The 22958-nt window shown below is 70.2% G+C and carries 21 protein-coding genes; 6 read left to right on the top strand and 15 right to left on the bottom strand.

What is annotated here, in order from left to right:
* Window positions 1-2: 2 nt before the first annotated feature.
* The gene (locus GNT64_RS06880) at window positions 3-1646 is read left to right on the top strand and encodes an amidohydrolase (protein ID WP_231639491.1); all 1644 of its coding nucleotides are present in this window, start codon (window positions 3-5) and stop codon (window positions 1644-1646) included.
* A 39-nt stretch (window positions 1647-1685) separates the two neighbouring features.
* Here the strand turns inward: GNT64_RS06880 and GNT64_RS06875 are convergent, their stop codons facing one another.
* On the bottom strand, window positions 1686-2132 hold the full coding sequence (locus tag GNT64_RS06875; RefSeq protein ID WP_156678829.1) for a hypothetical protein: 447 nt from the start codon (window positions 2130-2132) through the stop codon (window positions 1686-1688).
* A 150-nt stretch (window positions 2133-2282) separates the two neighbouring features.
* Entirely contained in the window at window positions 2283-2897 is a 615-nt protein-coding gene (rpsD, locus tag GNT64_RS06870; protein ID WP_156678828.1) for a 30S ribosomal protein S4, read from the bottom strand.
* Window positions 2898-3077: 180 nt separating this feature from the next.
* Between rpsD and GNT64_RS06865 the strand changes: the two genes are divergently transcribed.
* Window positions 3078-3380, top strand: coding sequence for a chorismate mutase (locus GNT64_RS06865; protein ID WP_156678827.1), 303 nt, complete (start codon window positions 3078-3080; stop codon window positions 3378-3380).
* 201 nt (window positions 3381-3581) lie between these two features.
* Here the strand turns inward: GNT64_RS06865 and GNT64_RS06860 are convergent, their stop codons facing one another.
* The 4 genes from GNT64_RS06860 to GNT64_RS06845 form a co-directional block, all read right to left on the bottom strand.
* Complete coding sequence (locus GNT64_RS06860) at window positions 3582-4649, bottom strand: TrmH family RNA methyltransferase (RefSeq protein WP_156678826.1); 1068 nt, start codon at window positions 4647-4649, stop codon at window positions 3582-3584.
* Window positions 4650-4797: 148 nt separating this feature from the next.
* Window positions 4798-5259, bottom strand: coding sequence for a transcriptional regulator NrdR (gene nrdR / locus GNT64_RS06855; protein WP_156678825.1), 462 nt, complete (start codon window positions 5257-5259; stop codon window positions 4798-4800).
* 30 nt (window positions 5260-5289) lie between these two features.
* Complete coding sequence (gene glyA, locus GNT64_RS06850) at window positions 5290-6603, bottom strand: serine hydroxymethyltransferase (RefSeq protein WP_156678824.1); 1314 nt, start codon at window positions 6601-6603, stop codon at window positions 5290-5292.
* Window positions 6600-7058, bottom strand: coding sequence for an RpiB/LacA/LacB family sugar-phosphate isomerase (locus GNT64_RS06845; RefSeq protein WP_156678823.1), 459 nt, complete (start codon window positions 7056-7058; stop codon window positions 6600-6602). Before GNT64_RS06845 ends, glyA begins: the two co-directional genes overlap by 4 nt.
* Window positions 7059-7175: 117 nt before the next feature.
* Between GNT64_RS06845 and GNT64_RS06840 the strand changes: the two genes are divergently transcribed.
* Entirely contained in the window at window positions 7176-7604 is a 429-nt protein-coding gene (locus GNT64_RS06840) for a hypothetical protein (protein WP_156678822.1), read from the top strand.
* Here GNT64_RS06840 and GNT64_RS06835 read toward each other — a convergent pair.
* The 3 genes from GNT64_RS06835 to murI form a co-directional block, all read right to left on the bottom strand.
* Window positions 7601-9148 (bottom strand): lipopolysaccharide biosynthesis protein, encoded by a 1548-nt coding sequence (locus tag GNT64_RS06835; RefSeq protein ID WP_156678821.1) that lies wholly within the window; start codon window positions 9146-9148, stop codon window positions 7601-7603. The two genes, GNT64_RS06840 and GNT64_RS06835, sit on opposite strands and share 4 nt — an antisense overlap.
* Before the next feature lie 40 nt (window positions 9149-9188).
* Window positions 9189-10403, bottom strand: a complete 1215-nt coding sequence (gene hemA, locus GNT64_RS06830) for a 5-aminolevulinate synthase (protein ID WP_156681485.1) — start codon at window positions 10401-10403, stop codon at window positions 9189-9191.
* A gap of 279 nt (window positions 10404-10682) precedes the next feature.
* Window positions 10683-11480, bottom strand: a complete 798-nt coding sequence (murI, locus tag GNT64_RS06825) for a glutamate racemase (RefSeq protein WP_156678820.1) — start codon at window positions 11478-11480, stop codon at window positions 10683-10685.
* Window positions 11481-11589: 109 nt separating this feature from the next.
* Here murI and plsY point away from each other — a divergent pair, with 109 nt between their 5' ends.
* The 3 genes from plsY (at window position 11590) to topA (ending at window position 16112) form a co-directional block, all read left to right on the top strand.
* Window positions 11590-12198, top strand: a complete 609-nt coding sequence (gene plsY, locus GNT64_RS06820; protein ID WP_156678819.1) for a glycerol-3-phosphate 1-O-acyltransferase PlsY — start codon at window positions 11590-11592, stop codon at window positions 12196-12198.
* Window positions 12191-13309 carry a DNA-processing protein DprA gene (gene dprA, locus GNT64_RS06815; RefSeq protein ID WP_231639343.1) on the top strand — a complete coding sequence of 373 codons (1119 nt, stop codon included), beginning with the start codon at window positions 12191-12193 and terminating at the stop codon, window positions 13307-13309. Before plsY ends, dprA begins: the two co-directional genes overlap by 8 nt.
* Before the next feature lie 148 nt (window positions 13310-13457).
* Entirely contained in the window at window positions 13458-16112 is a 2655-nt protein-coding gene (gene topA / locus GNT64_RS06810) for a type I DNA topoisomerase (protein ID WP_156678818.1), read from the top strand.
* Window positions 16113-16387: 275 nt separating this feature from the next.
* Here topA and GNT64_RS06805 read toward each other — a convergent pair whose 3' ends face one another.
* The 6 genes from GNT64_RS06805 to GNT64_RS06780 form a co-directional block, all read right to left on the bottom strand.
* Window positions 16388-16999, bottom strand: coding sequence for an inner membrane-spanning protein YciB (locus tag GNT64_RS06805; protein ID WP_231639341.1), 612 nt, complete (start codon window positions 16997-16999; stop codon window positions 16388-16390).
* Window positions 16996-17937, bottom strand: a complete 942-nt coding sequence (gene ftsY, locus GNT64_RS06800) for a signal recognition particle-docking protein FtsY (protein WP_156678817.1) — start codon at window positions 17935-17937, stop codon at window positions 16996-16998. The genes GNT64_RS06805 and ftsY overlap by 4 nt, the downstream gene beginning before the upstream one ends.
* Entirely contained in the window at window positions 17934-19178 is a 1245-nt protein-coding gene (gene mtaB, locus GNT64_RS06795) for a tRNA (N(6)-L-threonylcarbamoyladenosine(37)-C(2))-methylthiotransferase MtaB (RefSeq protein WP_156678816.1), read from the bottom strand. The genes ftsY and mtaB overlap by 4 nt, the downstream gene beginning before the upstream one ends.
* Complete coding sequence (gene dapF / locus GNT64_RS06790; protein ID WP_156678815.1) at window positions 19175-19969, bottom strand: diaminopimelate epimerase; 795 nt, start codon at window positions 19967-19969, stop codon at window positions 19175-19177. Before dapF ends, mtaB begins: the two co-directional genes overlap by 4 nt.
* 328 nt (window positions 19970-20297) lie before the next feature.
* The gene (locus GNT64_RS06785) at window positions 20298-20849 is read right to left on the bottom strand and encodes a type III secretion system effector protein (RefSeq protein ID WP_156678814.1); all 552 of its coding nucleotides are present in this window, start codon (window positions 20847-20849) and stop codon (window positions 20298-20300) included.
* 306 nt (window positions 20850-21155) lie between these two features.
* A complete protein-coding gene (locus GNT64_RS06780; RefSeq protein WP_156678813.1) occupies window positions 21156-22802 on the bottom strand; it encodes a putative bifunctional diguanylate cyclase/phosphodiesterase in 1647 nt (548 codons plus the stop codon).
* Between the last annotated feature and the right edge of the window lie 156 nt (window positions 22803-22958).

Genomic DNA, 22958 nt, shown 5'->3' with positions numbered 1-22958 from the left:
GCCTGGCGCTGGCGGCCGCCGCCGCCGCCGTGACGATCGCCGCGCCGGCCCTCGCCGACGGCCTCGTCGATAATGTCAACGGCTATACGCTTGACGGCAAGGGGCGCGTGCAGCGTTTCACCGGCCTGCTGATCGATCGCCAGGGCAAGGTTTCCCGGCTGTACGAGGGCAAAGAGAAGCGGCCGACCGCCGCGCTCGACTACAAGCTCGATGCCGGCGGCCGCACGCTGATCCCCGGCCTGATCGATGCACACGGCCACGTCATGGCGCTCGGCATGCAGGCGCTGTCGCTCGACCTGTCGGACACGGCGACCTTGGCGGAGGCGCAGGCGAAGCTGCGGCGCTGGGCGGCCGACCATCCGAACCTGCGCTGGATCACCGGCGGCGGCTGGAATCAGGAGCGATGGGGCCTCGGCCGCATGCCGACGGCCGCCGATCTCGACGCGGCGGTGCCGGACCGGCCGGTGTGGCTGTCGCGGGTGGATGGTCACGCCGCCGTCGCCAACTCCGCCGCGCTGGCGCTGGCCGGGGTGACGGCCAGGACGCCGCAGCCCACCGGCGGGCGTATCGAGATGGCCGGCGGCCGGCCGACCGGCACCTTCATCGATGCGGCCACCGCGCTCGTCGAGAAAGCGGTGCCGCCGCCGCTGCCGCGCGAGCGCGACGCCGCCTTCGCCCGCGCGCAGGAGCTGCTGATAGCCAACGGCATCACCGCCGTGGCCGACATGGGAACCAGCACCGACGACTGGCTGGTGATGCGGCGCGCCGGCGATGCCGGGCGGCTGGCCGTGCGCGTGATGGCCTATGCCAGCGGGATAGAGCCGCTGGCCGCCATCGCCGGCACCGGGCCGACGCCGTGGCTGTACGACGGGCGGCTGCGCATGGCCGGGGTGAAGCTCTACGCCGATGGCGCGCTCGGCTCGCGCGGGGCGTGGCTGAAGGCGGACTATGCCGATGCGCCCAGGCAGCGCGGCCTGCAATTCCTCGACGACGCCAAGCTGCGCAACCTGATGAGCCGGGCGGCGATGGACGGCTTCCAGGTGGCCGTCCACGCAATCGGCGACGCCGCCAACGCGCAGGTGCTCGACGCAATCGACGAGCTGGCCGAGACGTACAAGGGCGATCGCCGCTGGCGCATCGAACATGCCCAGATCGTCGATCCGGCGGACCTGCCGCGCTTCTCCAGGAACGGCACCGTCGCCTCCATGCAACCGACGCACGAGACGTCAGACTGGCGCATGGCCGAGGCGCGGCTCGGCCCGGCGCGGCTGGCGGGCGCCTATGCGTGGCGGACGATGCTGGACGAGAAGGTGCCGCTGGCCTTTGGATCGGACTTTCCGGTGGAGCGGCCGGACCCGTTCGCGGGGCTGGCGGCCGCGATCAGCCGCGAGGATGCGGCCGGCGAGCCGGCGGGCGGCTGGCTGCCCGCGCAGAAGCTGACCTTCGTCGAGGCGATGGCGGCCTTCACCACCGGCGCCGCTTATGCCGGCTTCGCCGAGGACCGCATCGGCAGCCTGACGCCCGGCCACTATGCCGATTTCGTGCTGATCGACCGCGACATCTTCGAGGCCGCCCCGCGCGACATTCGCGCCACCCGGGTGATCGAGACCTGGATCGGCGGCAAGCGCACGGTGGCAGGCAAGTAGCCCGTCACGGTTTACCTCAATGGCAGGGTTGTTATCGACTTACCGCATGATGCGGTCTGCGGTCATCTGGATCGTCCGAGCCAGGCCTTCGATGATCTGCTGTCGCTCGTAAGCGACAATGGCACCAACGTGCCTGTTGACGTTCCGGCCGGGAGCAAGGCTTTGCGCGGATGACCGTGCCGTAACCATCATCTCGGCACGGGACGAGGCGCAGCCATCTACGCTCTTCTCCGCGAGTTGCCTCGGGTTGAGGGTGCTGCCGCGGTTGAACGCCGCTACGGCGGCCGCATTACCGCACCGCATCCAGCGGTCTCCTGCCTCGTGCAGCCGCTGAGTTGCTATCCTGACCAGGTCTTGCTGGCGCGGCGGCAGGCTCGACGGATCCCGCAACGGCACGCCCGGCGGCGGGTGATCGCCAGCTCGAGCGTGACCGACTGACGAGAGGCAAAGAATCAGAACTGAACGCAGGATATGGATGCGCTTCATTCTGCCCCGATCCCGCGTCGCCAGCCTACTATTCGCCTCTCCGAACCGATCGGGGTAGCGCCGGGCGGCGGATCGTAAGCCATGACCGCCGAAGAAAAAAGGGCTCCGGAACCTGAGTTTCGAAGCCCCTTCGTTAGCCAGCCGGCCCGATCAGCGCGAGTAGAACTCGACGACCAGGTTCGGCTCCATCTTCACCGGATAGGGCACCTCGTCCAGCGTCGGCACGCGGACGTAGGTGATCTTGGCGGCGCCGTCCGGCGAGACATAGTCGGGGATGTCGCGCTCGCTGAGGCCCTGCGCCTCCATCACCAGTGCCATCTCCTGCGCCTTGGTGCCAAGCGTGATCTCGTCGCCCGGATTCACCCGGCGCGACGCGATGTTGCACTTCACGCCGTTCACCAGGATGTGGCCGTGGTTCACGATCTGGCGGGCGGCGAAGATCGTCGGCGCGAACTTGGCGCGGTAGACGACCATGTCGAGCCGCCGCTCCAGCAGACCGATCAGGTTCTGCGAGGTATCGCCCTTCATCTTGGACGCATCGGTGTAGCTGCGCTTGAACTGCTTCTCGGTGATGTCGCCGTAATAGCCCTTCAGCTTCTGCTTGGCCTTCAGCTGCACGCCGTAATCGGAGACCTTGCTCTTGCGGCGCTGGCCGTGCTGGCCAGGGCCGTACTCGCGCTTGTTCACCGGGGACTTCGGCCGGCCCCAGATATTCTCGCCCATGCGGCGATCGAGCTTGTACTTGGCGCTGGTGCGCTTCGTCATGTTCCGTCCTTCAATTGCGTTCGTCTGCTCCCCGGCGCCGCGCTGCTGGTTCCATCGCTGGAGGGCAGGGCCACCGCTTCACCGGGGGTGCGGGGCCAATTGCGAAGGCGGGCCTATGGCCACGTTACCGATCGAAGTCAAGGTTGCGCACCGGCCGGCCGGGCCGCTAGGGGATCGCCCATGCCCGATCCCCTTCCCGCCGACCGCTGCACGACCATGGCCGAGGTGCGCGCCGGGGTGGATGCGCTGGACGAGGCGATCGTCGGCCTGTTCGCCCAGCGGATGCGCTACATGGACGCGGCGGCGCGGATCAAGCCCACGCGCGAGCTGGTGCGGGACGAGCCGCGCAAGGCGGCGGTGATCGATCACGCGCGCGCGGTGGCCGAGGCCAGGGGCTTTCCGCCGGCGCTGGCGGCGGCGCTGTACGACATGCTGGTCGAGGGCTCGATCGCCTACGAGATGGAACGCTTCGACGCGCGGTAAGCGTCCCTCGACTGCGGTCGGGACATGGCCGACCTGTCGAGAGCTGTCGAGACGCGAGCGCGATCCATCTGTCGAGCGCAGTCGAGACACGAGGCACGAGACACGCATCGGGGTGGCCCCTCGACTTCGCTCGGGGTAAAGGGCAGGGGCGGTGCCTTTTCATAGCGGACCGGCCGCCCGGCTTCGCTCCGGACAGTGTTCCTATCGCTCGGCCAGCGCCCGCTCGATCGACCGCAGCACGCCGCGCAGCGTGCGCACCTCGCCGGCGTTCCAGCCGGGGCTCGTCAGGATCGTGCGCAGCGCGCGCTTGTCGACATGGGCGCGATCGGGCGGAAAATAATAGCCGGCCCGCTCCAATATGCCGTCCAGATGCGCGATCATGCCGTCCAGCTCGGCCTGCGGCGCCGGCGGCGCGCGATCCGTGGCGGGGGGCGAGGCGAGGGCGACGCCCTTCGACCATTCGTACGCGACGAGGATCACCGCCTGGGCGAGGTTGAGCGAGCCGAACTCGGGATTGATCGGCACGGTGACGATCGTGCGCGCGACGGCCACGTCGTCCGTCTCCAGGCCGGAGCGTTCGGGGCCGAACAGGATGGCGGACCGTCCCGGCTCGGCGTGCATCGCGGTCGCCGCCTGCTCGGGCGTGACGACGGGCTTCGACACGCCGCGTTTCCGCACGGTGGTGGCGTAGACATGCGCGCAGTCCGCCGTCGCCTCGGCCACGCTGCCGTACACGCGCGCGGCGGCGAGCACGGCGTCCGCGCCGCTGGCGGCAGGACCGGCGTCGGGATTGGGCCACCCGTCCCGCGGGGCGACCAGGCGCAGGTCGGTCAACCCGAAGTTCAGCATGGCCCGCGCCGCCTTGCCGATATTCTCGCCGAGCTGGGGCCGCACGAGGACGATGGCGGGTTGCCTTTCCGCCGCCCCACCTTGCCCCGAGCGAAGTCGAGGGGCCTCGCCGAGCGGAGCCGAGGCGCGCGTCTCACGCTCCGAAGGCGGTATGGCAGCGGCACGCAGCGCGCTCCAGTCGCCCGCGATCAACGCCTCCTTCTTGGCGCGTGACCAGGGCTTGATCCGGTGTTCGGCCGCGCGCGCCTCGTCACGCGTCTGGAACGTCTCGGACCAGACCAGTACGACCGGTCGGCGATCCTGCGTGTAGCCGGCGATCTCGCCGGACTGGTGCTGCCCCAGTCGGCGCTCGAGGTCGCTTGTCTGGCCGACATAGTAGCTGCCGTCGGCACAGCGCAGCATGTACGTCCAGAAGGTCATGTGTGGGGCCGCATCCCGGCTTCGATCGATGCGGGCGGCCCCTCGACTTCGCTCGGGGCAAGCTCGACTTCGCTCGGGGCAAGCTCGATTTCGCTCGGGGCAAGCTCGATTTCGCTCGGGGCAAGGGCGCTGGAGGGTGGGCGCTCCGTCACTCGCGCCCCGCTTCGGCCACGGTGCCGGCGAAGTCCTCGAAATCCTTGGCCTCGGTGAAATCCTTGTAGACGCTGGCGAAACGGATGTAGGCCACCGTGTCCAGCGCCTTCAGCCCGGCCATCACCATCTCGCCGACGCGCTTGGCCGGGATCTCGCTCTCGCCGCTGGTCTCGATCTGGCGCTGGATGGCGGAGACCAGGCGCTCGATCCGGCCGGGCTCGATCGGGCGCTTGCGGCAGGCGATCGCGATCGATCGCTCCAGCTTGGCCCGGTCGAACGGCTCGCGCCGGTTCTCGCTCTTCACGATCGTCAGTTCGCGCAGCTGCACCCGCTCGAACGTGGTGAAGCGCGCGCCACAGCCCTCGCACTGGCGGCGGCGGCGGATGGAGGCGCCGTCCTCGCTCGGCCGGCTGTCCTTCACCTGACTGTCCTCGTGCGCGCAGAAGGGGCAGCGCATTACGTGGTCCGTCGGGCAGCCGGGATCACATCATGCGTCCGGATAGATCGGGAAACGATCGCACAGCGCCTCCACGCGCGCCTTCACGGCGGCTTCCGCCCGGGCGTCGCCCTGCTCGCCGTTCTTCGCAAGGCCGTCGAGCACGTCGGCGATCATGTCGGCGATGTCGCGGAACTCGGCCGGGCCGAAGCCGCGCGTCGTGCCGGCCGGCGATCCCACGCGGATGCCGCTGGTCTTCACCGGCGGCAGCGGATCGAAGGGCACGCCGTTCTTGTTGCAGGTGATGCCGGCCCGCTCCAGCGCCTCGTCCGCATCCTTGCCGGTGACGCCGAGCGGGGTGAGATCGATCAGCGCGAGATGCGTGTCGGTGCCGCCGGAGACGACATCGGCACCGCGCTCCTTCAAGCGGGCGGCCAGCGCCTTCGCATTCTCGATGACGGCGCGGGCGTAGCTCCTGAAGCCGGGCTCCAGCGCCTCGCCGAAGGCCACCGCCTTGGCGGCGATCACGTGCATCAGCGGCCCGCCCTGGAGGCCGGGGAACACCGCCGAGTTGATCTTCTTGGCGATCGCCTCGTCGTCGGTCAGCACCATGCCGCCGCGCGGGCCGCGCAGCGTCTTGTGCGTCGTCGTCGTCACCACATGGGCGTGGCCGAACGGCGTCGGGTGCGCGCCACCGGCCACCAGCCCGGCGAAATGCGCCATGTCGACCATGAAGATCGCGCCCACCTCGTCCGCGATGGCGCGGAAGCGGGCGAAGTCGATCACGCGCGGATAGGCCGATCCGCCGGCGATGATCAGGCGCGGCCGGTGCTCGCGGGCCAGCGCCTCCACTTGGTCGAAATCGATCAGATGGTCGTCGCGGCGCACGCCATATTGCACCGCATTGTACCACTTGCCGGAGAGGGCGGCCTTGGCGCCGTGGGTCAGGTGGCCGCCGGCGTCCAGGCTCATGCCCATGATCGTGTCGCCCGGCTTCGTCAGCGCCAGCATCACCGCGCCGTTGGCCTGCGCGCCCGAATGCGGCTGGACGTTGGCGAAGCCGCAGCCGAACAGCTGCTTGGCGCGATCGATGGCGAGGCTCTCGACCACGTCGGACGGGGCGCAGCCCTGATAGTAGCGTTTGCCCGGATAGCCCTCGGCATATTTGTTGGTGAAGACGCTGCCCTGCGCCTCCAGCACCGCCTTCGAGACGATGTTCTCGCTCGCGATCAGCTCGATCTGCTTCCGCTCGCGCGTCAGCTCCCGGCTCAGCCCGGCGAACACGGCGGGGTCGGCCTCGGCCAGGCTGCGGGTGAAGTAGCCGTCCGGCTGCACGGCGCTCAGCGTTGCGGGGTCGGTGCTCATGCGGGCTGCCTTTCGAGAGAGGGGGAGGATAGCTTGTGAACGCGGCCGGCGTGGCGACCGTCGGCGAACGGCGTGGAGAGGAACGCCGCGACGCACGCCTTCGCCATGTCCGGCCCGATCAGGCGGGCGCCCATGGCGATGACGTTGGCGTCGTTATGCTCGCGCGCGAGGGCGGCGGCGAGCGGATCGGAAACGAGCGCGCAGCGGCACGCCGGCGCCCGGTTCACCGCGATGGAGATGCCGATGCCGGATCCGCACAGCGCCACGCCGCGCGCGGCACGGCCGTCGGCGATCGCGTCGGCCAGCCTGTAGCCGTAATCCGGATAGTCCACCCGGTCCGCCGTGGCCGGGCCGAGATCGATCACGTCATGCCCAAGCTCGCGCAGCCAGCCGGCCAGCATCGCCTTCAGCTCGACGGCGGCGTGATCGGAGGCGATGGCGATTGTCGCGGCCATGTCACAAAATCCCTGAGTCGGATGGCGGCTTCCTAGAGGTGCGCGCGGCGAAGCGCCACCCACGGTTCCTTTTCCGCGGACGCGCGTTGGGCGATCGCAACAATGGGGAGAAGAAGCATGCGGATCACGCCGATCCTGCTGGGTACGTGCGCGCTGCTGGCCGGATGCGGCAGCAAGGCGCCCGAAGAGAATGTCGTGGTGGAGAACGGCATGGTCGTGGCGAACGAGGCCGCGCCCTCCAACCCGCAGGCACCCTCGCCGAACGTGACGACCGACGGCTGGGTCGGCCGCTGGATCGGCGTCGAGGGTCTGGTGCTGCAGATCGGCGCCGGCGAGCGGCCGGGCACCTACCGTCTCCACATCGCGCTGATGGACAGCGAGGGCGACTATACCGGCGTGGCCGACGGCGACTCGATCCGCTTTACCCGCAACGGCGTGAGCGAGACGATCCGCGCGACGAGCGGCGAAGAGACCGGCCTCAAGTGGCTGGCCGAGAAGAAGGACTGCCTGACGATCAAGCCCGGCGAGGGCTTCTGCCGCGACTAGGGCCGGCGCGCCAGCCGCAGGGTGCGGCCGAGGCGGCCAAAGGCATCCTTGTCCTGCTCGGCCAGGCCGTAGCGGATCGAGAGCCACAGGCCGCCGAGCAGGGTCGGCAGGATCAGGGCGGCGCGGGCGGGGAAGGGCAGCAGCCGCGCCGTCTCCATGATCGCCGCCACCAGCAGGCACGCGGCGGCCGAGCAGGCGAGCGCGCGACCATAAGGCGGTAGGAACGGGTTGAGCCCGTCCGCGCGGTTCAGCTGCCAGATGGTGAAGCCGCTCGACACGATCAGCCCGGCGGCCACCGCGATCGCCATCGCCACCGGCCCCGCATCGGGCAGCAGCAGCCAGGCGGCGAGGGCGGCGACGATCAGGCCGGAGAGGCTGTTGACCACCGGCTGCAGCCGCCGGCTCGCCACCTGCTGCACGGCGCCCGCCGGCCCGCACACCGCCTCCACCGCGCGCGCTACGGCTAGCGGCACCAGCAAGGTCGCCGCGCCAGCCGCCTCCTTGCCGAACAGGCGGGCCAGCGCGTCGGCCGCGGTCATGATGGTGGCGGCGATCGGCAGCGCCAGCACGGTGGATAGGCGGGTGGCAAAGGCGTAGAGCGGCTGGATCGCGGTCTTGTCATGCCGCGCCACGGCGGAGGCCAGCGGCCCCATCACGTAGCTGAAGGCCATGCGGACGAGCTGGATCAGGCTCGATAGCTTGCGGGCGATGCCGTAGAGGCCGGCCGCCGTCGCCCCGCCGGCGCCGGGGATCATCAGGTTCAGGATCACCGGCGGGGCATCGCTGAACAGCCGGCTGATGATGTTCGAGGGCAGTACCGACAGGCCGGCCAGCGCGGTGTGCGCCAGCATCCCCGGTTCGCGCGGGCCGCGCAGCAGCAGGCGCAGGTCGTAGTGACGGCCGAGCAGGCGGATGCAGGCGCCGGCGGTGATGGTGAGCGAGGCCAGATGCGCGATCAGCAGGCCCAGCGTGTCGACGCCGGCCAGCCACAGCCCGGTGGCGACGATCAGGCGGATGATCTGCTCCCACACGATCCGCAGGCGGATCTCCGGGCCGAACGCGCGGCGCGCGCGAAGGGCCGAGGTGCCGATCTCGATGAAGGCCCACAGCGGCAGGGCCCAGGCGAACAGGGCGATGCCGGTGGCCAGCGGCGGGCGATCCGCCGGCGCCACGTTGACCACCTCCGCGATCCACGGCGCGGCGATGCTGGCGCAGGCGGCGATCGTGGTACAGGGGATCAGGCCGAGCAGCAGCGCGGAGCGCAGCGCCGCGACGGCGCGCGCCTCGTCCGCCGCCTGCGGCACGACGCGCTGGAGCGCGGAGGTCATGCCGAGATCGGCGACATTCTCCACCAGGCTGACCAGCGACCAGAGGACGGTGTAGAGGCCGTAGGTCGCCAGCCCGAACATCAGGGTGTAGGCGGGCTGGGCGACGACCTCGATGACCGCACCGAGCCGCGAGAGCAGCGCGGCGCCGGCGCCACGGGCGACATCGCCGTGCGTCACGTCGTGCGCGGCGCGCGGCGGCGCCGGGGTCGCGTTCATCGCCGGGGCGGCTTTGCCCGATGATCGACCGGACGGCGGATCAGGCGGCGATCCGCATCTCCATGCGGTCCCAGATCTCGACGAGGGCGCGGGTGAGATCGCGCATCATCGCCTCGGTGTGGCTCGGCCCGGGGGTGAAGCGCAGCCGCTCGGTGCCGCGCGGCACGGTGGGATAGTTGATCGGCTGCACGTACACGCCATATTCGGCGAGCAGGATGTCGCTGATCTTCTTCGCCTTCACCGGATCGCCGACCATCAGCGGCACGATGTGGGTGGTGGAGGGCATCACCGGCAGCCCGGCATCGGCGAAGCACGCCTTCAGCATGGCGGCCGATGCCTGCTGGCCTTCGCGCTCCACGGCGGACTGCTTGAGGTGCCGCACGCTGGCGAGCGCGCCCGCCACCAGCACCGGCGACAGCGAGGTGGTAAAGATGAAGCCCGGCGCGTAGCTGCGGATCACGTCGATGATCGTGCGATCGGCGGCGATGTAGCCGCCCATCACGCCCACGGCCTTGGCCAGCGTGCCCTCGATGATGGTCAGGCGGTGCGCCGCCTGCTCGCGATCGGAGATGCCGCCGCCGCGCGGGCCGTACATGCCGACGGCGTGGACCTCGTCCAGATAGGTGAGGGCGTTATAGCGATCGGCCAGATCGCAGATCGCGTGGATCGGTGCGACGTCGCCATCCATCGAATAGACGCTTTCGAACGCGATCAGCTTGGGTGCTTCCGGGTCCGCCTCGGCCAGCAGCTGCTCCAGATGCTCCACGTCATTGTGGCGGAACACCTGCTTCTCGCAGCCCGAGTTGCGGATGCCGGCGATCATCGAGGCGTGGTTCAGCTCGTCCGAGAAGATGATGCAGCCGGGCAGCACCTTGCCCAGCGTCGTCAACGTCGCATCGTTCGAGACGTAGCCGGAGGTGAAGAGCAGCGCGCCCTCCTTGCCGTGCAGGTCGGCGAGCTCCGCCTCAAGGTCGATATGATAGTGGGTGTTGCCGCCGATGTTGCGCGTACCGCCTGATCCGGCGCCGACATCGTGCAGCGCCTCCTCCATGGCGGAGATCACATCGGGGTGCTGGCCCATCGCCAGATAGTCGTTCGAGCACCAGACGGTGATCGGCTTCGGCCCGTTGTGGCCGGCGAAGCAGCGGGCGTTGGGGAAGGCGCCCTTGTTGCGCAGGATATCGATGAAGACGCGGTAGCGGCCCTCGGCATGAAGACGATCGATCGCCTGAGCGAAAACGCGCTGATAGTCCAAGAGGCTCACTCCCCCGATATTGCGCGGGCTTTTAGCGGTTCGCCCGGGGCATTTCCAGCGCGAACGGTTCGCAAGAAGGGGGTGGCGCGCCAGTCCTGATCGACATTCACCGAACCAAGTCGATTTGCTCGCATTTATGCACACCGCTCATCCTGAGGAGCCATTGAGCGTGTCGAAATGGCGTCTCGAAGGACACGGGCCGTCCTTCGAGACGGGGCTTCGCCTCCGCTCAGCCCCTCCTCAGGAGCGGACAGGCAGAAAGCTAAATGTCGATCCGGCCTAGAGAAAAGCGATGTGGTTCAGCCCGTATCGGCCCAGCGACGCACGCAGGCCATCACCGATCGGCCGGGGCGCGGTGAACATGGCGGTGCCGGGGCCGGGCGCATCGGGCCACGCCTGCCCGGCGGTGAGGTGCGCCACCCGCCGGGCGATCCCGGCGCCGCCGTCCACGAAGGCGATCGGGCGCGGGGCCGCGGCCGCCAGCCGATCGGACACCAGCGGGAAATGGGTGCAGGCGAGCACCACCGTATCGATCCGCTCGCCGCCGGGCTGGTCCAGCAGGCCGGCCAATACGGCGGCATAATCGGCCGCGTCGGTCGGCTCGCCCGCCAGCGCCGCCTCCGCGAGCGTGACGAGGCGGGCCGATCCGTGGCGCAGCACCAGGCAGTCGGCGGCGAAGCGGGCGGTGAGATCGTCGACATAGGGCTGGCGCACCGTCGCCTCCGTGCCCAGCACGCCGATCGCGCGCGTGGCGGAGAGGGCGGCGGCCGGCTTGATCGCCGGCACCGTGCCCACCACCGGCAGATCGAGCGCGGCGCGCACCGCCGCCAGCGCGATCGTGGAGGCCGTGTTGCAGGCGACGACGATGAGGCGCGGATCGAACCGTTCCGCCAGCCGGCCGAGCAGTGCCGGCACGCGCGCCGCGATCTCGGCCTCGCTGCGGGTGCCGTAGGGGAAGCCGCCATTGTCCGCCGCGTAGACGATCGGCGCCGCCGGCAGCAGCGCGCGCGTGGGCGACAGTACGGAAAGGCCGCCGACGCCGGAATCGAAGAAGAGCAGCGGGCGATCGTCGGCCATCACCGCGCATCTAGGGCGCGGCCGCCGCGCACGCAATCGAGCCGCCGGGCGGCGTCATTGCGGTGGCGCGATTTTCCTTTATTATGAACGGCGATCGGGGAGCCTTGAAGTGATCGTTCAGCCTTGGGTCGGCGCGCTGCTGGCGCTGCTGGCCGGTTATCTGCTGGGATCGATCCCGTTCGGCGTGCTGCTGACGCGGGCGACCGGCGGGGGCGATCTGCGCACGATCGGATCGGGCAATATCGGCGCCACCAACGTGCTGCGCACCGGCAACAAGGCAGCGGCGGCGCTCACCTTGCTGCTGGATGGCGCAAAGGGCGCGGTGGCGGTGCTGATCGCCGCGCGCTTCTCGGCCGATTATGCTGCGCTCGCGGCGCTCGGCGCCTTCTTCGGCCACTGCTATCCGGTGTGGCTGCGCTTCCGCGGCGGCAAGGGCGTATCCACGCTGCTGGGCATCTCGCTGGCGCTGAGCTGGCCGTGCGGGCTGGTGTTCGCCGCCGTGTGGCTGGGGGCGGTGCTCGTCACCCGCATCTCCTCGGTCGGCGGCATGGCGGCGGCGGTCTCAACCCCGGTATGCGCGGCGGTGCTCGGCAAGTTCGGGCTGGTGCTGCTGTTCCTCGTGTTCACGCTGCTGGTGCTGTGGAAGCATCGCGGCAATCTGGAGCGGCTGCTCGCCGGCACGGAGCCGCGCATCGGCGCGAAGCCGCCGGTTGGCTGACGGCGGCGAGACGCCCGGCGGCGGCCTGGGCGACGAGGAATGGATCGCCCATCTTCGCCTGATCCGCACGCCGCGCATCGGCCCGGTCAGCTGCGCCCAGCTGATCGCCCGCTTCGGCACCGCTCGCCGCGCGCTGGCGGCGGTGCCCGATCTCGCCCGGCGCGGCGGCGGGCCGGCACCCGCGCTGGCCGGCGTGGACCTGGCCCGGCGGGAGATGGAGCGCGTCGCGGCGCTGGGCGCGCGTCACCTGTTCCACGGCCATCCCCCCTATCCGCCGCTGCTGGCGCAGATCGACGGCGCGCCGGCGGTGCTGATCGTGCGCGGCCGGATTGACCTGCTCGACCGGCCGGCGGTGGCGATGGTCGGCGCGCGCAACGCCTCGGCCGCCGCCGTCCGCTTCGCGCGCGGCATGGCGGCCGAGCTTGGCGAGCGCGGCATCGTCGTGGTCTCCGGCCTGGCGCGCGGCATCGACACGGCGGCGCATGCCGGATCGCTGGCGGCGGGCACGATCGCCGTCGTCGCCGGCGGCATAGACGTGGTCTATCCGCCCGAGAACGACGCCCTCCAGTACGCGATCGCGACGCAGGGCCTGCTGATCGCCGAGCAGCCGCCCGGCACCGAGCCGCGCGCCCGCCACTTCCCCTATCGCAACCGCGTGATCGCCGGCCTGTCGCTCGGCACCCTGGTGGTGGAGGCGGCGCCGAAGTCCGGCTCGCTCATCACCGCCCGCCATGCCGGGGATTATGGGCGGGAGGTGATGGCGGTGCCGGGCTCCCCCCTCGATCCGCGCGCGCAGGGGTGCAACCTGCTGATCCGCGAGGGCGCGACGCTGATCCAGTCCGCCGCCGATGTGGCCGAGGCGTTGGGATCGATCGGCGGCGGCGTCTTCGCCCGCGTCGGCGGCTACGCGCCGGCACCGATCGCCGCCGACCCTTCGGACGCGGAGCGGCGGCGGCTGATCGCGCTGCTGGGGCCGGTGCCGGTGCCGGTCGACGAACTCATCCGCCTCTCCGCTCTACCGCCGGCGATCGTGCAGACGGTGCTGCTGGAGCTGGAACTCGCCGGCCGGCTGGAACGGCACGCCGGCGGCCGGGCGAGCGTGACGGGCTGAGACGGCGAGCCCGGAAGGGGGCGGTGAACCACCGCCCGCGCCCCGCGTTCATCGCCACCCTGTAACGTGCCGGCGCTAGCCGCCCTCTTGACTGCACTGCCGCCGGCTCGTCACCCTCGCGCGTACGTACGAAGGAACCCGTGTCAAGATGAAGCTCGTCGTCGTCGAATCCCCGGCCAAGGCCAAGACCATCGAGAAGTATCTCGGGCCGGGCCACCGCGTGCTCGCCTCCTACGGCCATGTCCGCGATCTGCCCGCCAAGGACGGATCGGTGAACCCGGACGAGGGGTTCGCGATGGAGTGGGAGAACTACGCCGACAAGGCCAAGCAGCTGAAGGCGATCACCGACGAGGCGAAAGGCGCCGAGACGCTGATCCTGGCGACTGACCCCGATCGCGAGGGCGAGGCGATCAGCTGGCACGTGCAGGAGGTGCTGCGCAAGCGCCGCGCGTTGCCGAAAGACGTGCGCCGCGTGACCTTCAACGCGATCACCAAGCCGGCCGTGCTCGACGCGATGGCACATCCGCGCGCGCTGGACGAGGATCTGATCGACGCCTACCGGGCGCGCCGCGCGCTGGACTATCTGGTCGGCTTCACCCTCTCGCCGGTGCTGTGGCGCAAGCTGCCGGGGGCGAAATCGGCCGGGCGCGTGCAATCGGTGGCGCTGCGGCTGGTGGTGGACCGCGAGCGCGAGATCGAGGCGTTCGTGCCGCAGGAATATTGGTCGGTCGCGGCCGACATGGAGCAGGACGGGGTCGGTTTCGTCGCCCGGCTCGTGCGCTGGCAGGGCCGCAAGATCGATCGGCTGACGATCGGCAACAAGGGCGACGCCGATGCGGCCAAGGCGGCGGTGGAGGCCGGGCGCTTCTCCGTCGCCAGCGTCGAGACCAAGCCGCTCACGCGCAATCCGCCGCCGCCGTTCACCACCTCCACCCTGCAGCAGGAGGCGGCGCGCAAGCTCGGCTTCTCGGCCAGCCACACGATGCGGCTGGCGCAGGCGCTCTACGAGGATGGCGCCATCACCTATATGCGGACGGACGGCGTGCAGATGGACGGCAGCGCCATCTCAGCCGCGCGCGGCGCGATCGCCAACCGCTACGATGCCAGCTACGTGCCGGACAAGCCCCGCATCTACCAGACGAAGGCGAAGAACGCGCAGGAGGCGCACGAGGCGATCCGGCCGACCGACTTCGGCCGCGACCGGGCCGGCTCGGGCGATCATGCGCGGCTTTACGATCTCGTCTGGAAGCGGGCGATGGCGAGCCAGATGGCGTCCGCCCGGCTGGAGCGGACGACGATCGAGCTGACCGACGGCATCGGCCAGCAGGCGCTGCGCGCCACCGGACAGGTGGTGCTGTTCCCCGGCTATCTGGCGCTCTATGAGGAAGGTCGGGACGACGTTCCTGGTGCCGGCTCCGGCAAGCAGGCCGACGCCGGTGACGACGACGAAAGCCGCCGCCTGCCGCGCCTGAAGGAGGGCGACACGCCGGCCAAGAAGCGCGTCACCGCGGACCAGCATTTCACCCAGCCGCCGCCGCGCTATTCCGAGGCGAGCCTCGTCAAGAAGATGGAGGAGCTGGGCATCGGCCGCCCCTCCACCTACGCGTCCGTCCTGCAGGTGTTGAAGGACCGCGAATATGTGACGGTGGATAAGAACCGCTTCATCCCCGCCGAGAGCGGCCGGCTGGTGACGGCCTTCCTCGAACGCTTCTTCGAACGCTATGTCAGCTACGATTACACGGCCGGGCTGGAGGAAAGCCTTGACGACGTGTCCGGCGGGCGCGCCGGCTGGCAGGCGGTGCTGGAGGCCTTCTGGCGGGACTTCAAGCCGAAGACGATGGAGGTGATGGAGCAGAAGCCGTCCGAAGTGACGGCGGCGCTCGACCAGTTCCTCGGGCCATATCTGTTCCCGGACAAGGGGGACGGCAGCGATCCCCGGCTCTGCCCGGTGTGCCACCAGGGCAAGCTGGCGCTGCGCGGCGGCAAGTTCGGCGCGTTCATCGCCTGCTCCAACTATCCGGACTGCAAATACACCCGTCGCTTCGCGCAGGCGGGCGGTGCTGCGGACGCGGGCGCGGATGCCGGGCCGGTGGTGCTCGGCACCGATCCGGCGACGGGCGAGGAGGTGTCCAGGCGCAGCGGGCGCTTCGGCCCCTATGTGCAGCTCGGCGACGGCAAGGAGGCGAAGCGCGCCTCGATCCCCAAGGACGTGCCGCAGGGCGATGATTTCGCGATCGACTGGGCGCTGAAGCTGCTCTCGCTGCCGCGCACGATCGGCGAGCATCCGGAAACGGGCAAGCCGATCACCGCCAGCATCGGCCGCTACGGCCCTTATCTGCAGCATGACGGCAAATATGGCCGCCTGCAGACCACGGCCGACGTGTTCGAGACGGGCATGAACGCGGCCGTGGTGAAGCTGGCCGAGGCGGCGGCGGGCGGCGGGCGAGGGCGCGGCGCCGCCAAGGAACCGCTCGCCAGCTTCGGCGACAGCCCGGAGACGGGCAAGCCGGTGAAGCTGATGGAAGGCCGCTTCGGCCCCTATGCGACCGACGGCGTGACCAACGCGACCCTGCCCAAGACGGCCGACCCGGCGACGATGACCTTCGAGGAGGCGCTGGCCCTGCTGGCGGAACGGGCCGCCAAGGGACCGCCAAAGGGCAAGAAGCCGGTGAAGAAGGCAGCGCCGAAGAAGGCGCCGGCCAAGGCCGCGACAGCCGCCGCTGCCGCACCGAAGAAGGCCGCGCCCAAGAAGAAGGCCGCGGCGAAGACGGCGACCGGCAAGGCCGCCAAGGTCTCTGCCTGAGCCCGGCGGAGGGACGATCTCCAAGTGGATCGTCCCGTCCCTCGACCTTCGCTGCCGAGTGCACGGCCGCGGGCGAACATTTCAGCGTTGGGAAACCCCGGCAAGGTCACGGCGCCACGACACCCCTCGCGAAAGAGGGAGACGGAGCGTGCGGACGATGGAACGGGTAGCGGCGCGATCGATGCTGCTGGCGCTGGCGCTCGGTGATGCCCTGCTGTTCATGGCGCTGCTGGTGCCCGCCGGCTGACCGCGCTGGCTAGGCGGAGAGCGCCGCCTCACTCCTGCGGCGGCAGCGGCGGCCCTTCCCGGGCCTCCACCTCGGCGTTCATGCCGTGGCGCATCAGCATGGGGATGTTGGCGAGGGCGAAGATCAGGGTCGCCGGCATCGCGCCCCACAATTTGTAGCCCAGCCAGAAATCGGTGCTCGTCGTGCGCCACACCGCCTCGTTCGCCAGCGCCATGGCCGCGAAGAACAGCGCCCAGTTGCGCGAGAGCAGCGTCCAGCCCCGCTCGGTGAGGCCGGGATAGGCGCCGCCCAGCACCAGCTTCAAGGTCGGCCGGCCGGTGCGCAGGCCGAACAGCAGGATGCCCGCGACGGTCAGATAGTAGATCGTCGGCTTCACCTTGATGATCCACTCCTTGTGGAGCCAGATCGTCAGGCCGCCGAGCAGCAGCACCATCACCGCCGAGAACCACTGGATCGCGCTGACGTGGCGATAGCGCGCCAGCGACCACAGCATCGCCACCAAGGTGGCCGCCATGAACACGCCGGTGGCGACGAAGATGTTCTTGCCGGTGAGCGAATAGGCCAGGAAGTAGATCGCCAGCGGCCCGAGATCGAGCGCCAGGCGCATGCCGGGGCTCGCCTCCTTTCGCGCCTCGCTCATGCCTCGACCCCCGCGATCGCGCGCGCCACCTCTTGCGCGTCGAACGGGCGCAGGTCGTCCAGGCTCTCGCCGACGCCGATCGCGTGGACGGGCAGGCCGAACTTCTCGGCCGCCGCCACCAGAAGGCCGCCGCGCGCGGTGCCGTCCAGCTTGGTCATGACGAGGCCGGTCACGCCGGCGCTGTCGCGGAACACCTCGATCTGGTTCAGGCCGTTCTGGCCGGTCGTGGCATCCAGCACCAGCACCACGTCGTGCGGCGCGGCCGGGTTCAGCCGGCCGAGCACGCGGCGGATCTTCGCCAGCTCGTCCATCAGCCCGGCCTTGTTCTGCAGCCGCCCGGCGGTGTCCACGATCAGCACGTCGATGCCGGTCTCGGTGCCCTGCCTGACGCCTTCGAACACCAGGCTCGCGGCGTCGCCGCCCTCCTTGCCGGAGATGATCGGCACGCCGATCCGCTCCGCCCACACCTTCAGCTGGCCGATCGCGGCGGCGCGGAAGGTATCGCCCGCAACCAGCATCACCGAATAATCCTGCTCCTGCAGCAGGTGCGCCAGCTTGGCGATCGTCGTCGTCTTGCCCGATCCGTTGACGCCGATCACCAGGATCACCTGCGGGCGAGGAAAGGCCTCGATCTCCAGCGGCTTGGCGACCGGGGCCAGGATGGCCGCGATCTCCTGCGCCATCACGGCGCGCACGCCGGCCTCGTCGATGTCGCGATCGTAGCGTTCGTCGGCCAGCCGGTCGCGGATGCGGGCGGCGGTGGCGGGGCCGAGATCGGAGGCGATCAGCGCCTCCTCGATCCCGTCCAGCGTCTCGCGATCGAGCTGCGCCTTGGTGAACAGGCCGGCGAGATTCTCGCCGAGCTTGTCCGAGGTGCGGCGGAAGCCGCCGAGGATCTTCTCGTGCCAGGCGCGCGGGGCGGGGGGCGTCTGCGTCATGCGGGGCAACCGATCAAGCTATCGTCCTCGACGTGGGAGATGCGGATGGCGGCGATCGCGCCGGGCGGGCACGGCGCTGTCAGGCGCACGCGGGCGAAGTTGGCGGCGTGGCCGGATCGGCCGTCCCGCTCCACCAGCACCCGCTGCGTGGTGCCGGCGAGGCCCGCCAGCCAGCGCGCGCGCCGGGCGGCGGCGGCGGCACGCAGCGTGGCGGCGCGGGCGCGAACCACCTGCGGCGCCACCTGTGGCATGCGCGCGGCCGGCGTGAAGGGGCGCGGCGAGAAGGGGAAGACGTGGCCGAACACCACGTCGCAATCGTCGATCAGCGCCAGCGTGTTCGCCGCCATCGCCGGGGTTTCGGTAGGAAAGCCGGCGATCAGGTCCGCGCCGATCGCGATCTCCGGCCGCGCCGCCTTCAGCCGCGCGATCATCCGCACCGCCTCGCCACGCAGGTGGCGGCGCCGCATCCGCTTCAGGATCATGTCGTCGCCCGACTGAAGGGACAGATGGAGGTGCGGCATGATCCGCGCCTCGCCCGTCACCACCTCGAACAGCCGCTCGTCGATCTCGATCGAATCGAGCGAGGAGAGCCGCAGCCGGGCGAGCGCCGGCACGTGCCGCAGGATCCGCTCGACCAGGCCGGCCAGGGTCGGCGCGCCGGGCAGGTCCGCGCCGTAGCTGGTGAGATCGACGCCGGTCAGCACCACCTCGGCATGGCCGGCATCGACGAGCGCGGCGATGCGATCCACCACCAGCCCGGCGGGCGCCGAGCGGCTGGCGCCGCGCCCCTGCGGGATCACGCAGAAGGTGCAGCGGTGATCGCAGCCGGTCTGCACGCCCACGAAGGCGCGGGCATGTTCGGCGAAGGCAGTGGCGAGATGCGGCGCGTGCTGGCGCACGGCGAACACGTCCGACACGACGATGTCGGCCGCGCCCGGTCTGGCGAAGCGGAAGGCGGCGGCCTTCTGGTCGCCGGTGCCGAGCACGCGCGACACGCCGGCCAGCGCGGCGAACGCCGCCGGCTCGATCTGCGCGGCGCAGCCGGTGACGAGGATGCGCGCGTCCGGCCGCTCGCGATGCGCGCGGCGCACCGCCTTGCGCGCCTGCCGCACCGCCTCCGCCGTAACGGCGCACGTGTTGACGATGACGAGATCGTCCTGATCCGCCGCCATCGCCCGCATCGCCTCGCTGTCGGCGATGTTGAGGCGGCAGCCGAGCGTGATGAGCTGCGGCCCGCTCACAGGCCCGTCTCGCCGGTGAAGACGTGCGTGGCCGGGCCGCTCATCAGCAGCCGGCCGCCCGCGCCCTCGGCGAGGCTCAGCGTGCCGCCGGGCAGATCGAGCCGGACGGCGGGGTCGAGCCGGCCGAGCCGGCGGCCGGCCGCGAAGGTGGCGCAGGCGCCGGTGCCGCACGCCCGGGTGAGGCCGGCGCCCCGCTCCCACGTGCGCATCGTCACATGGTCGCGGGCGACGATGGTGGCGACGTTGACGTTGATCCGCTCGGGGAACAGCGGATCGGTCTCGATCTCCGGGCCGATCGCGGCGAGATCGATCGCGTAAGCGTCCTCGGTGAAGAAGACGAGGTGGGGATTGCCCACGTTCACCGCCGCCGGCCCGTCCAGCGGGCCCCAGCCGGTGGGCAGCCGCATCGTATCCACCGCGTATGCGAGCGGGATCGCATCCCAGTCGAACCGGGGAACGCCCATGTCGACGGTCGCGCCGTCCCCGGCGAGGGTGGCGGTCAGGATGCCGGCGGCGGTCTCGATCGTGCAGTCGCGGCCAAGCAGCACGGGCACGCATCGCGTGGCGTTGCCGCAGGCGGACACTTCCGATCCGTCCGCGTTCCAGATGCGCATCGTCACGTCCGTATCGCGGCCGGGGCCGATCAGGATCAGCTGGTCGCAGCCGACGCCGATGCGGCGGTCGGCGAGCGCGCGGACGCGGCCGGCATCCAGCGCCACCGCCGCCTCGCGCGCGTCGATCACGACGAAGTCGTTGCCGAGCCCGTGCATCTTGTGGAAGCGAAGCGCCATGCGCGCGATCTAGGGACGGGGCGGAGGGATGTCCATCGCGGCAGACGGCACCGGGAAGGCGAGCGCGGCATATTGGACATTCCCGCAACGAGCCGCCATCCTCGCGGCGACCCTCGGAGAAGCCGGAGCTCGATCGGCGCGCCTGCGTGTTGACGATCGCCCGGGGCAGCTACCGGCCGGCGCGGGACGCGGCCGGGCTTCCCGTCACCGGCAGGGACTGGATGACGATCCGGTGGCAGGTGCCGCGCGACTGAAGCGAGTTCGGGGGCAGGTGAACGCCTGCCAACGTGGAAAGCGTTTCGACAGCGGCCGATGCGCCGCCCGCGCGTCAGGCGCCGGTGGCGGTGGGGCTCTTGACCGGACGTGCGGAGATGCAGCGGAAATAGGAGGCGCGCGCCGTTTCGTTGCCGTGGCCGACCATGCCGAGCTGCTTGCACACCTTGGCCTCGAACACGACCGTGTCGACCTCCTCCTTGCTGATCTCGGCCTTCACCGTTCCCGGGCCGGTGGAGACCAGCTTCTTCGGCATGTTGGGGTAGATGTCCTTGAGGACATATTCCTGATACGCATGATACATCTCGTGGATCAGGGCGACCGCCGGCGATTGCCAGCCGCCGTGGACGACCTCGAGCGCGCTCAGCGGATCCCAGCTGATGAAGCCGCCGCCGGCGTGGGCGTGGGCGTAATAATCCTCGCCGTCGCAATTGGTGACGAACACGGGGATCTCGTTGGGCAGCGACTCCAGCGCCTCGTAGACATGTTTGGCGACCGGCGATTTGCTGAGATAGGCTATGGCCGAGGCATAATATTTGCCTGCCTGTTCATGGCTGACATGGCTCGGCTGGCCCTTCTCGCCACCACCCTTGACGATGATCGTCACCGCTCACCCTCCCAAAACGAAAATCCGCGATGCTTGCTGCAATTCGAGATGATAGGTATTCGGGATCATTCAACCGAAATGGAATGTTTCGTCACCATATCGGCTGTGTGATGCCAGTAACGGTGAATACTCGATCGTCTCGAATCAGCAACGCCTCGTTCTTAAACTGTCAGGTTGGGCCGCGCCAGCCTTGCGAACGCAGCTTACACGCGGCGCTCGTCTTGTGAGGACTTGCCGTCGCTCTCTACCAGCCTGCGAGGGCTGATTTAGGTGCGGGTATTCGGCGCCGGCACTCCCGGTGCGACGTCAGCCCGTTCGCCGCAAGGTCCGGGCCGGCTCCGCCGCCACTGCGCGGCCGCTCGGCAGCAGGGAGCGGTCGGCCAGCAGCTTGCGGACCTGCGTGATCGGTATCGGGTGGCCGTAATGATAGCCCTGGCCCTTGTGGCAGCCGATCGCCTTCAGCCGCTCGGCGATGGCCCCGTCCTCGATGCCCTCGGCGGTGATCGGCAGGCCCAGGCTGTCGCCCAGCTTGGTGATGGCGTTGACGATCGCCGCGCTCTCCGAATTGTCGACCATCGACATGACGAAGCTCTTGTCGATCTTGATGCGGTCGAATGGCAGCGCGCGCAGGTGGGCGAGGCTGGAATAGCCGGTGCCGAAATCGTCGAGCGCCAGCCGGATGCCCTGGTTCTTCAGGCTGCCGACGATCGACTGGGCGAGGCCGAGATTCTCGAACAGCGAGGTCTCGGTGATCTCGATCTCCAGCCGCTGCGGCGGATAGCCGGTTTCGACGAGCAGCTTGACGATCTTCTGCGCCAGCCACGGGTCCTTCAGCTGCGCGGGCGAGATGTTGACCGAGAGGGTGAGCTCCTGATCCCAGCCGCGCGCCTCCTCGAACGCCTGCCGCATCACGGAGAGGGAGAGATCGCCGATCAGCCCGGCATCCTCGGCCACGGGGATGAACATGTCGGGCGGGATCAGGCCGCGCGTGGGGTGCTCCCAGCGGGCCAGCACCTCGAAGCCGTTGATCCGGCCGGTGACGAGATCGATCTGCTGCTCGTAATAGGGCACGATCTCGCCCTTGGGGATGCCGGCGCGCAGGCCTGCCTCGATCGCGTTGCGGGCGTGCAGTTCCCGCTCCATCGCCGGGTCGAACCAGTCGAGCCGGTTGCGGCCGGCCTTCTTGGCGGCATACATCGCGATATCCGCCCGGCGCATCAGCGCCTCGCCGGTGGTGCAGTCCTGATCCGATCGGGCGATGCCGAGCGAGCCGGTGATGTGGGCGCGGACGCCGCCGGCCTCGAACGGGATGGCCAGCCGTGCGACGATCCGCTCGGCGACGATGTCCACGGTGCCGGGGCGCACCGCATCGTAGAGGAAGGCGCAGGCGAACTCGTCGCCGCCCAGCCGGGCGATCTGGGCGTTGGGCGGCAGCAGCTCCTCGATCGCGATAGCGACGGCGCGCAGCAGCGCGTCGCCGGTGGCGTGGCCGTGGAGATCGTTGACCGTCTTGAAGTGATCGAGATCGATCATCAGCATCGCCACCGTCTTGCCGCGCTGCTCGGCCCGGCCCAGCAGGCTGGCGACGCCTTCCGCCAGCGAGCGGCGGTTGAGCAGGCCGGTGAGCGGATCGTTGGCGGCCAGCGTGCGGGCGCGATCCTCCGCTGCGGCGCGCTCGACCACCTCGACCGAGAGGTCGCGGTAGCGGCGCCAGCCGAACAGCATCAGCGCGATGTTGAGCAGCACCGCGCTGGCCAGCATCGCATCGATGCCGCCGCCGCTGCCGCCGAGCAGCGCCACGAAGGCGGTGAGGGCGCGGCTGCCGGTGGCGGCGAAGATCAGGATCGCGGCCACGGTGATGCCGCCGGTCAGCAGGTCGCGGCGGGCGGCGCGCACGGGTGCGGCGGCGCGTGCCGCGGGCGCGCGCGATCCGTTTCTGGTGGGATGGCTCATGGGCCGGCAATGCGCCGACAGGCGTGTAGAAGCGGTTAAACCTTGCTTCCCCGCCGGGGCTGGGCTAGGGGCCGCCGCGATCGTTCCGTGAAGGACGTGAAGGCAGCGCCCTTGGGCGCACGCCGGCCGGCGAGGTTTCGCCCGCCGGCGTTTTAT

It is taken from the genome of Sphingomonas profundi (assembly GCF_009739515.1).
Taxonomy (GTDB): Bacteria; Pseudomonadota; Alphaproteobacteria; order Sphingomonadales; family Sphingomonadaceae; genus Alterirhizorhabdus; species Alterirhizorhabdus profundi.
Note: the sequence above shows the minus strand (reverse complement) of the source record. Positions and strands in the feature narration are given on the sequence as shown.

What these genes read in the sequence shown, in the direction of transcription:
- GNT64_RS06875 (WP_156678829.1), bottom strand. Translation starts at nt 2,132, where the DNA reads ATGAAGCGCATCCATATCCTGCGTTCAGTTCTGATTCTTTGCCTCTCG.
- rpsD (WP_156678828.1), bottom strand. Translation starts at nt 2,897, where the DNA reads ATGACGAAGCGCACCAGCGCCAAGTACAAGCTCGATCGCCGCATGGGC.
- GNT64_RS06865 (WP_156678827.1), top strand. Translation starts at nt 3,078, where the DNA reads ATGCCCGATCCCCTTCCCGCCGACCGCTGCACGACCATGGCCGAGGTG.
- GNT64_RS06860 (WP_156678826.1), bottom strand. Translation starts at nt 4,649, where the DNA reads ATGACCTTCTGGACGTACATGCTGCGCTGTGCCGACGGCAGCTACTAT.
- nrdR (WP_156678825.1), bottom strand. Translation starts at nt 5,259, where the DNA reads ATGCGCTGCCCCTTCTGCGCGCACGAGGACAGTCAGGTGAAGGACAGC.
- glyA (WP_156678824.1), bottom strand. Translation starts at nt 6,603, where the DNA reads ATGAGCACCGACCCCGCAACGCTGAGCGCCGTGCAGCCGGACGGCTAC.
- GNT64_RS06845 (WP_156678823.1), bottom strand. Translation starts at nt 7,058, where the DNA reads ATGGCCGCGACAATCGCCATCGCCTCCGATCACGCCGCCGTCGAGCTG.
- GNT64_RS06840 (WP_156678822.1), top strand. Translation starts at nt 7,176, where the DNA reads ATGCGGATCACGCCGATCCTGCTGGGTACGTGCGCGCTGCTGGCCGGA.
- GNT64_RS06835 (WP_156678821.1), bottom strand. Translation starts at nt 9,148, where the DNA reads ATGAACGCGACCCCGGCGCCGCCGCGCGCCGCGCACGACGTGACGCAC.
- murI (WP_156678820.1), bottom strand. Translation starts at nt 11,480, where the DNA reads ATGGCCGACGATCGCCCGCTGCTCTTCTTCGATTCCGGCGTCGGCGGC.
- topA (WP_156678818.1), top strand. Translation starts at nt 13,458, where the DNA reads ATGAAGCTCGTCGTCGTCGAATCCCCGGCCAAGGCCAAGACCATCGAG.
- GNT64_RS06805 (WP_231639341.1), bottom strand. Translation starts at nt 16,999, where the DNA reads ATGAGCGAGGCGCGAAAGGAGGCGAGCCCCGGCATGCGCCTGGCGCTC.
- ftsY (WP_156678817.1), bottom strand. Translation starts at nt 17,937, where the DNA reads ATGACGCAGACGCCCCCCGCCCCGCGCGCCTGGCACGAGAAGATCCTC.
- dapF (WP_156678815.1), bottom strand. Translation starts at nt 19,969, where the DNA reads ATGGCGCTTCGCTTCCACAAGATGCACGGGCTCGGCAACGACTTCGTC.
- GNT64_RS06780 (WP_156678813.1), bottom strand. Translation starts at nt 22,802, where the DNA reads ATGAGCCATCCCACCAGAAACGGATCGCGCGCGCCCGCGGCACGCGCC.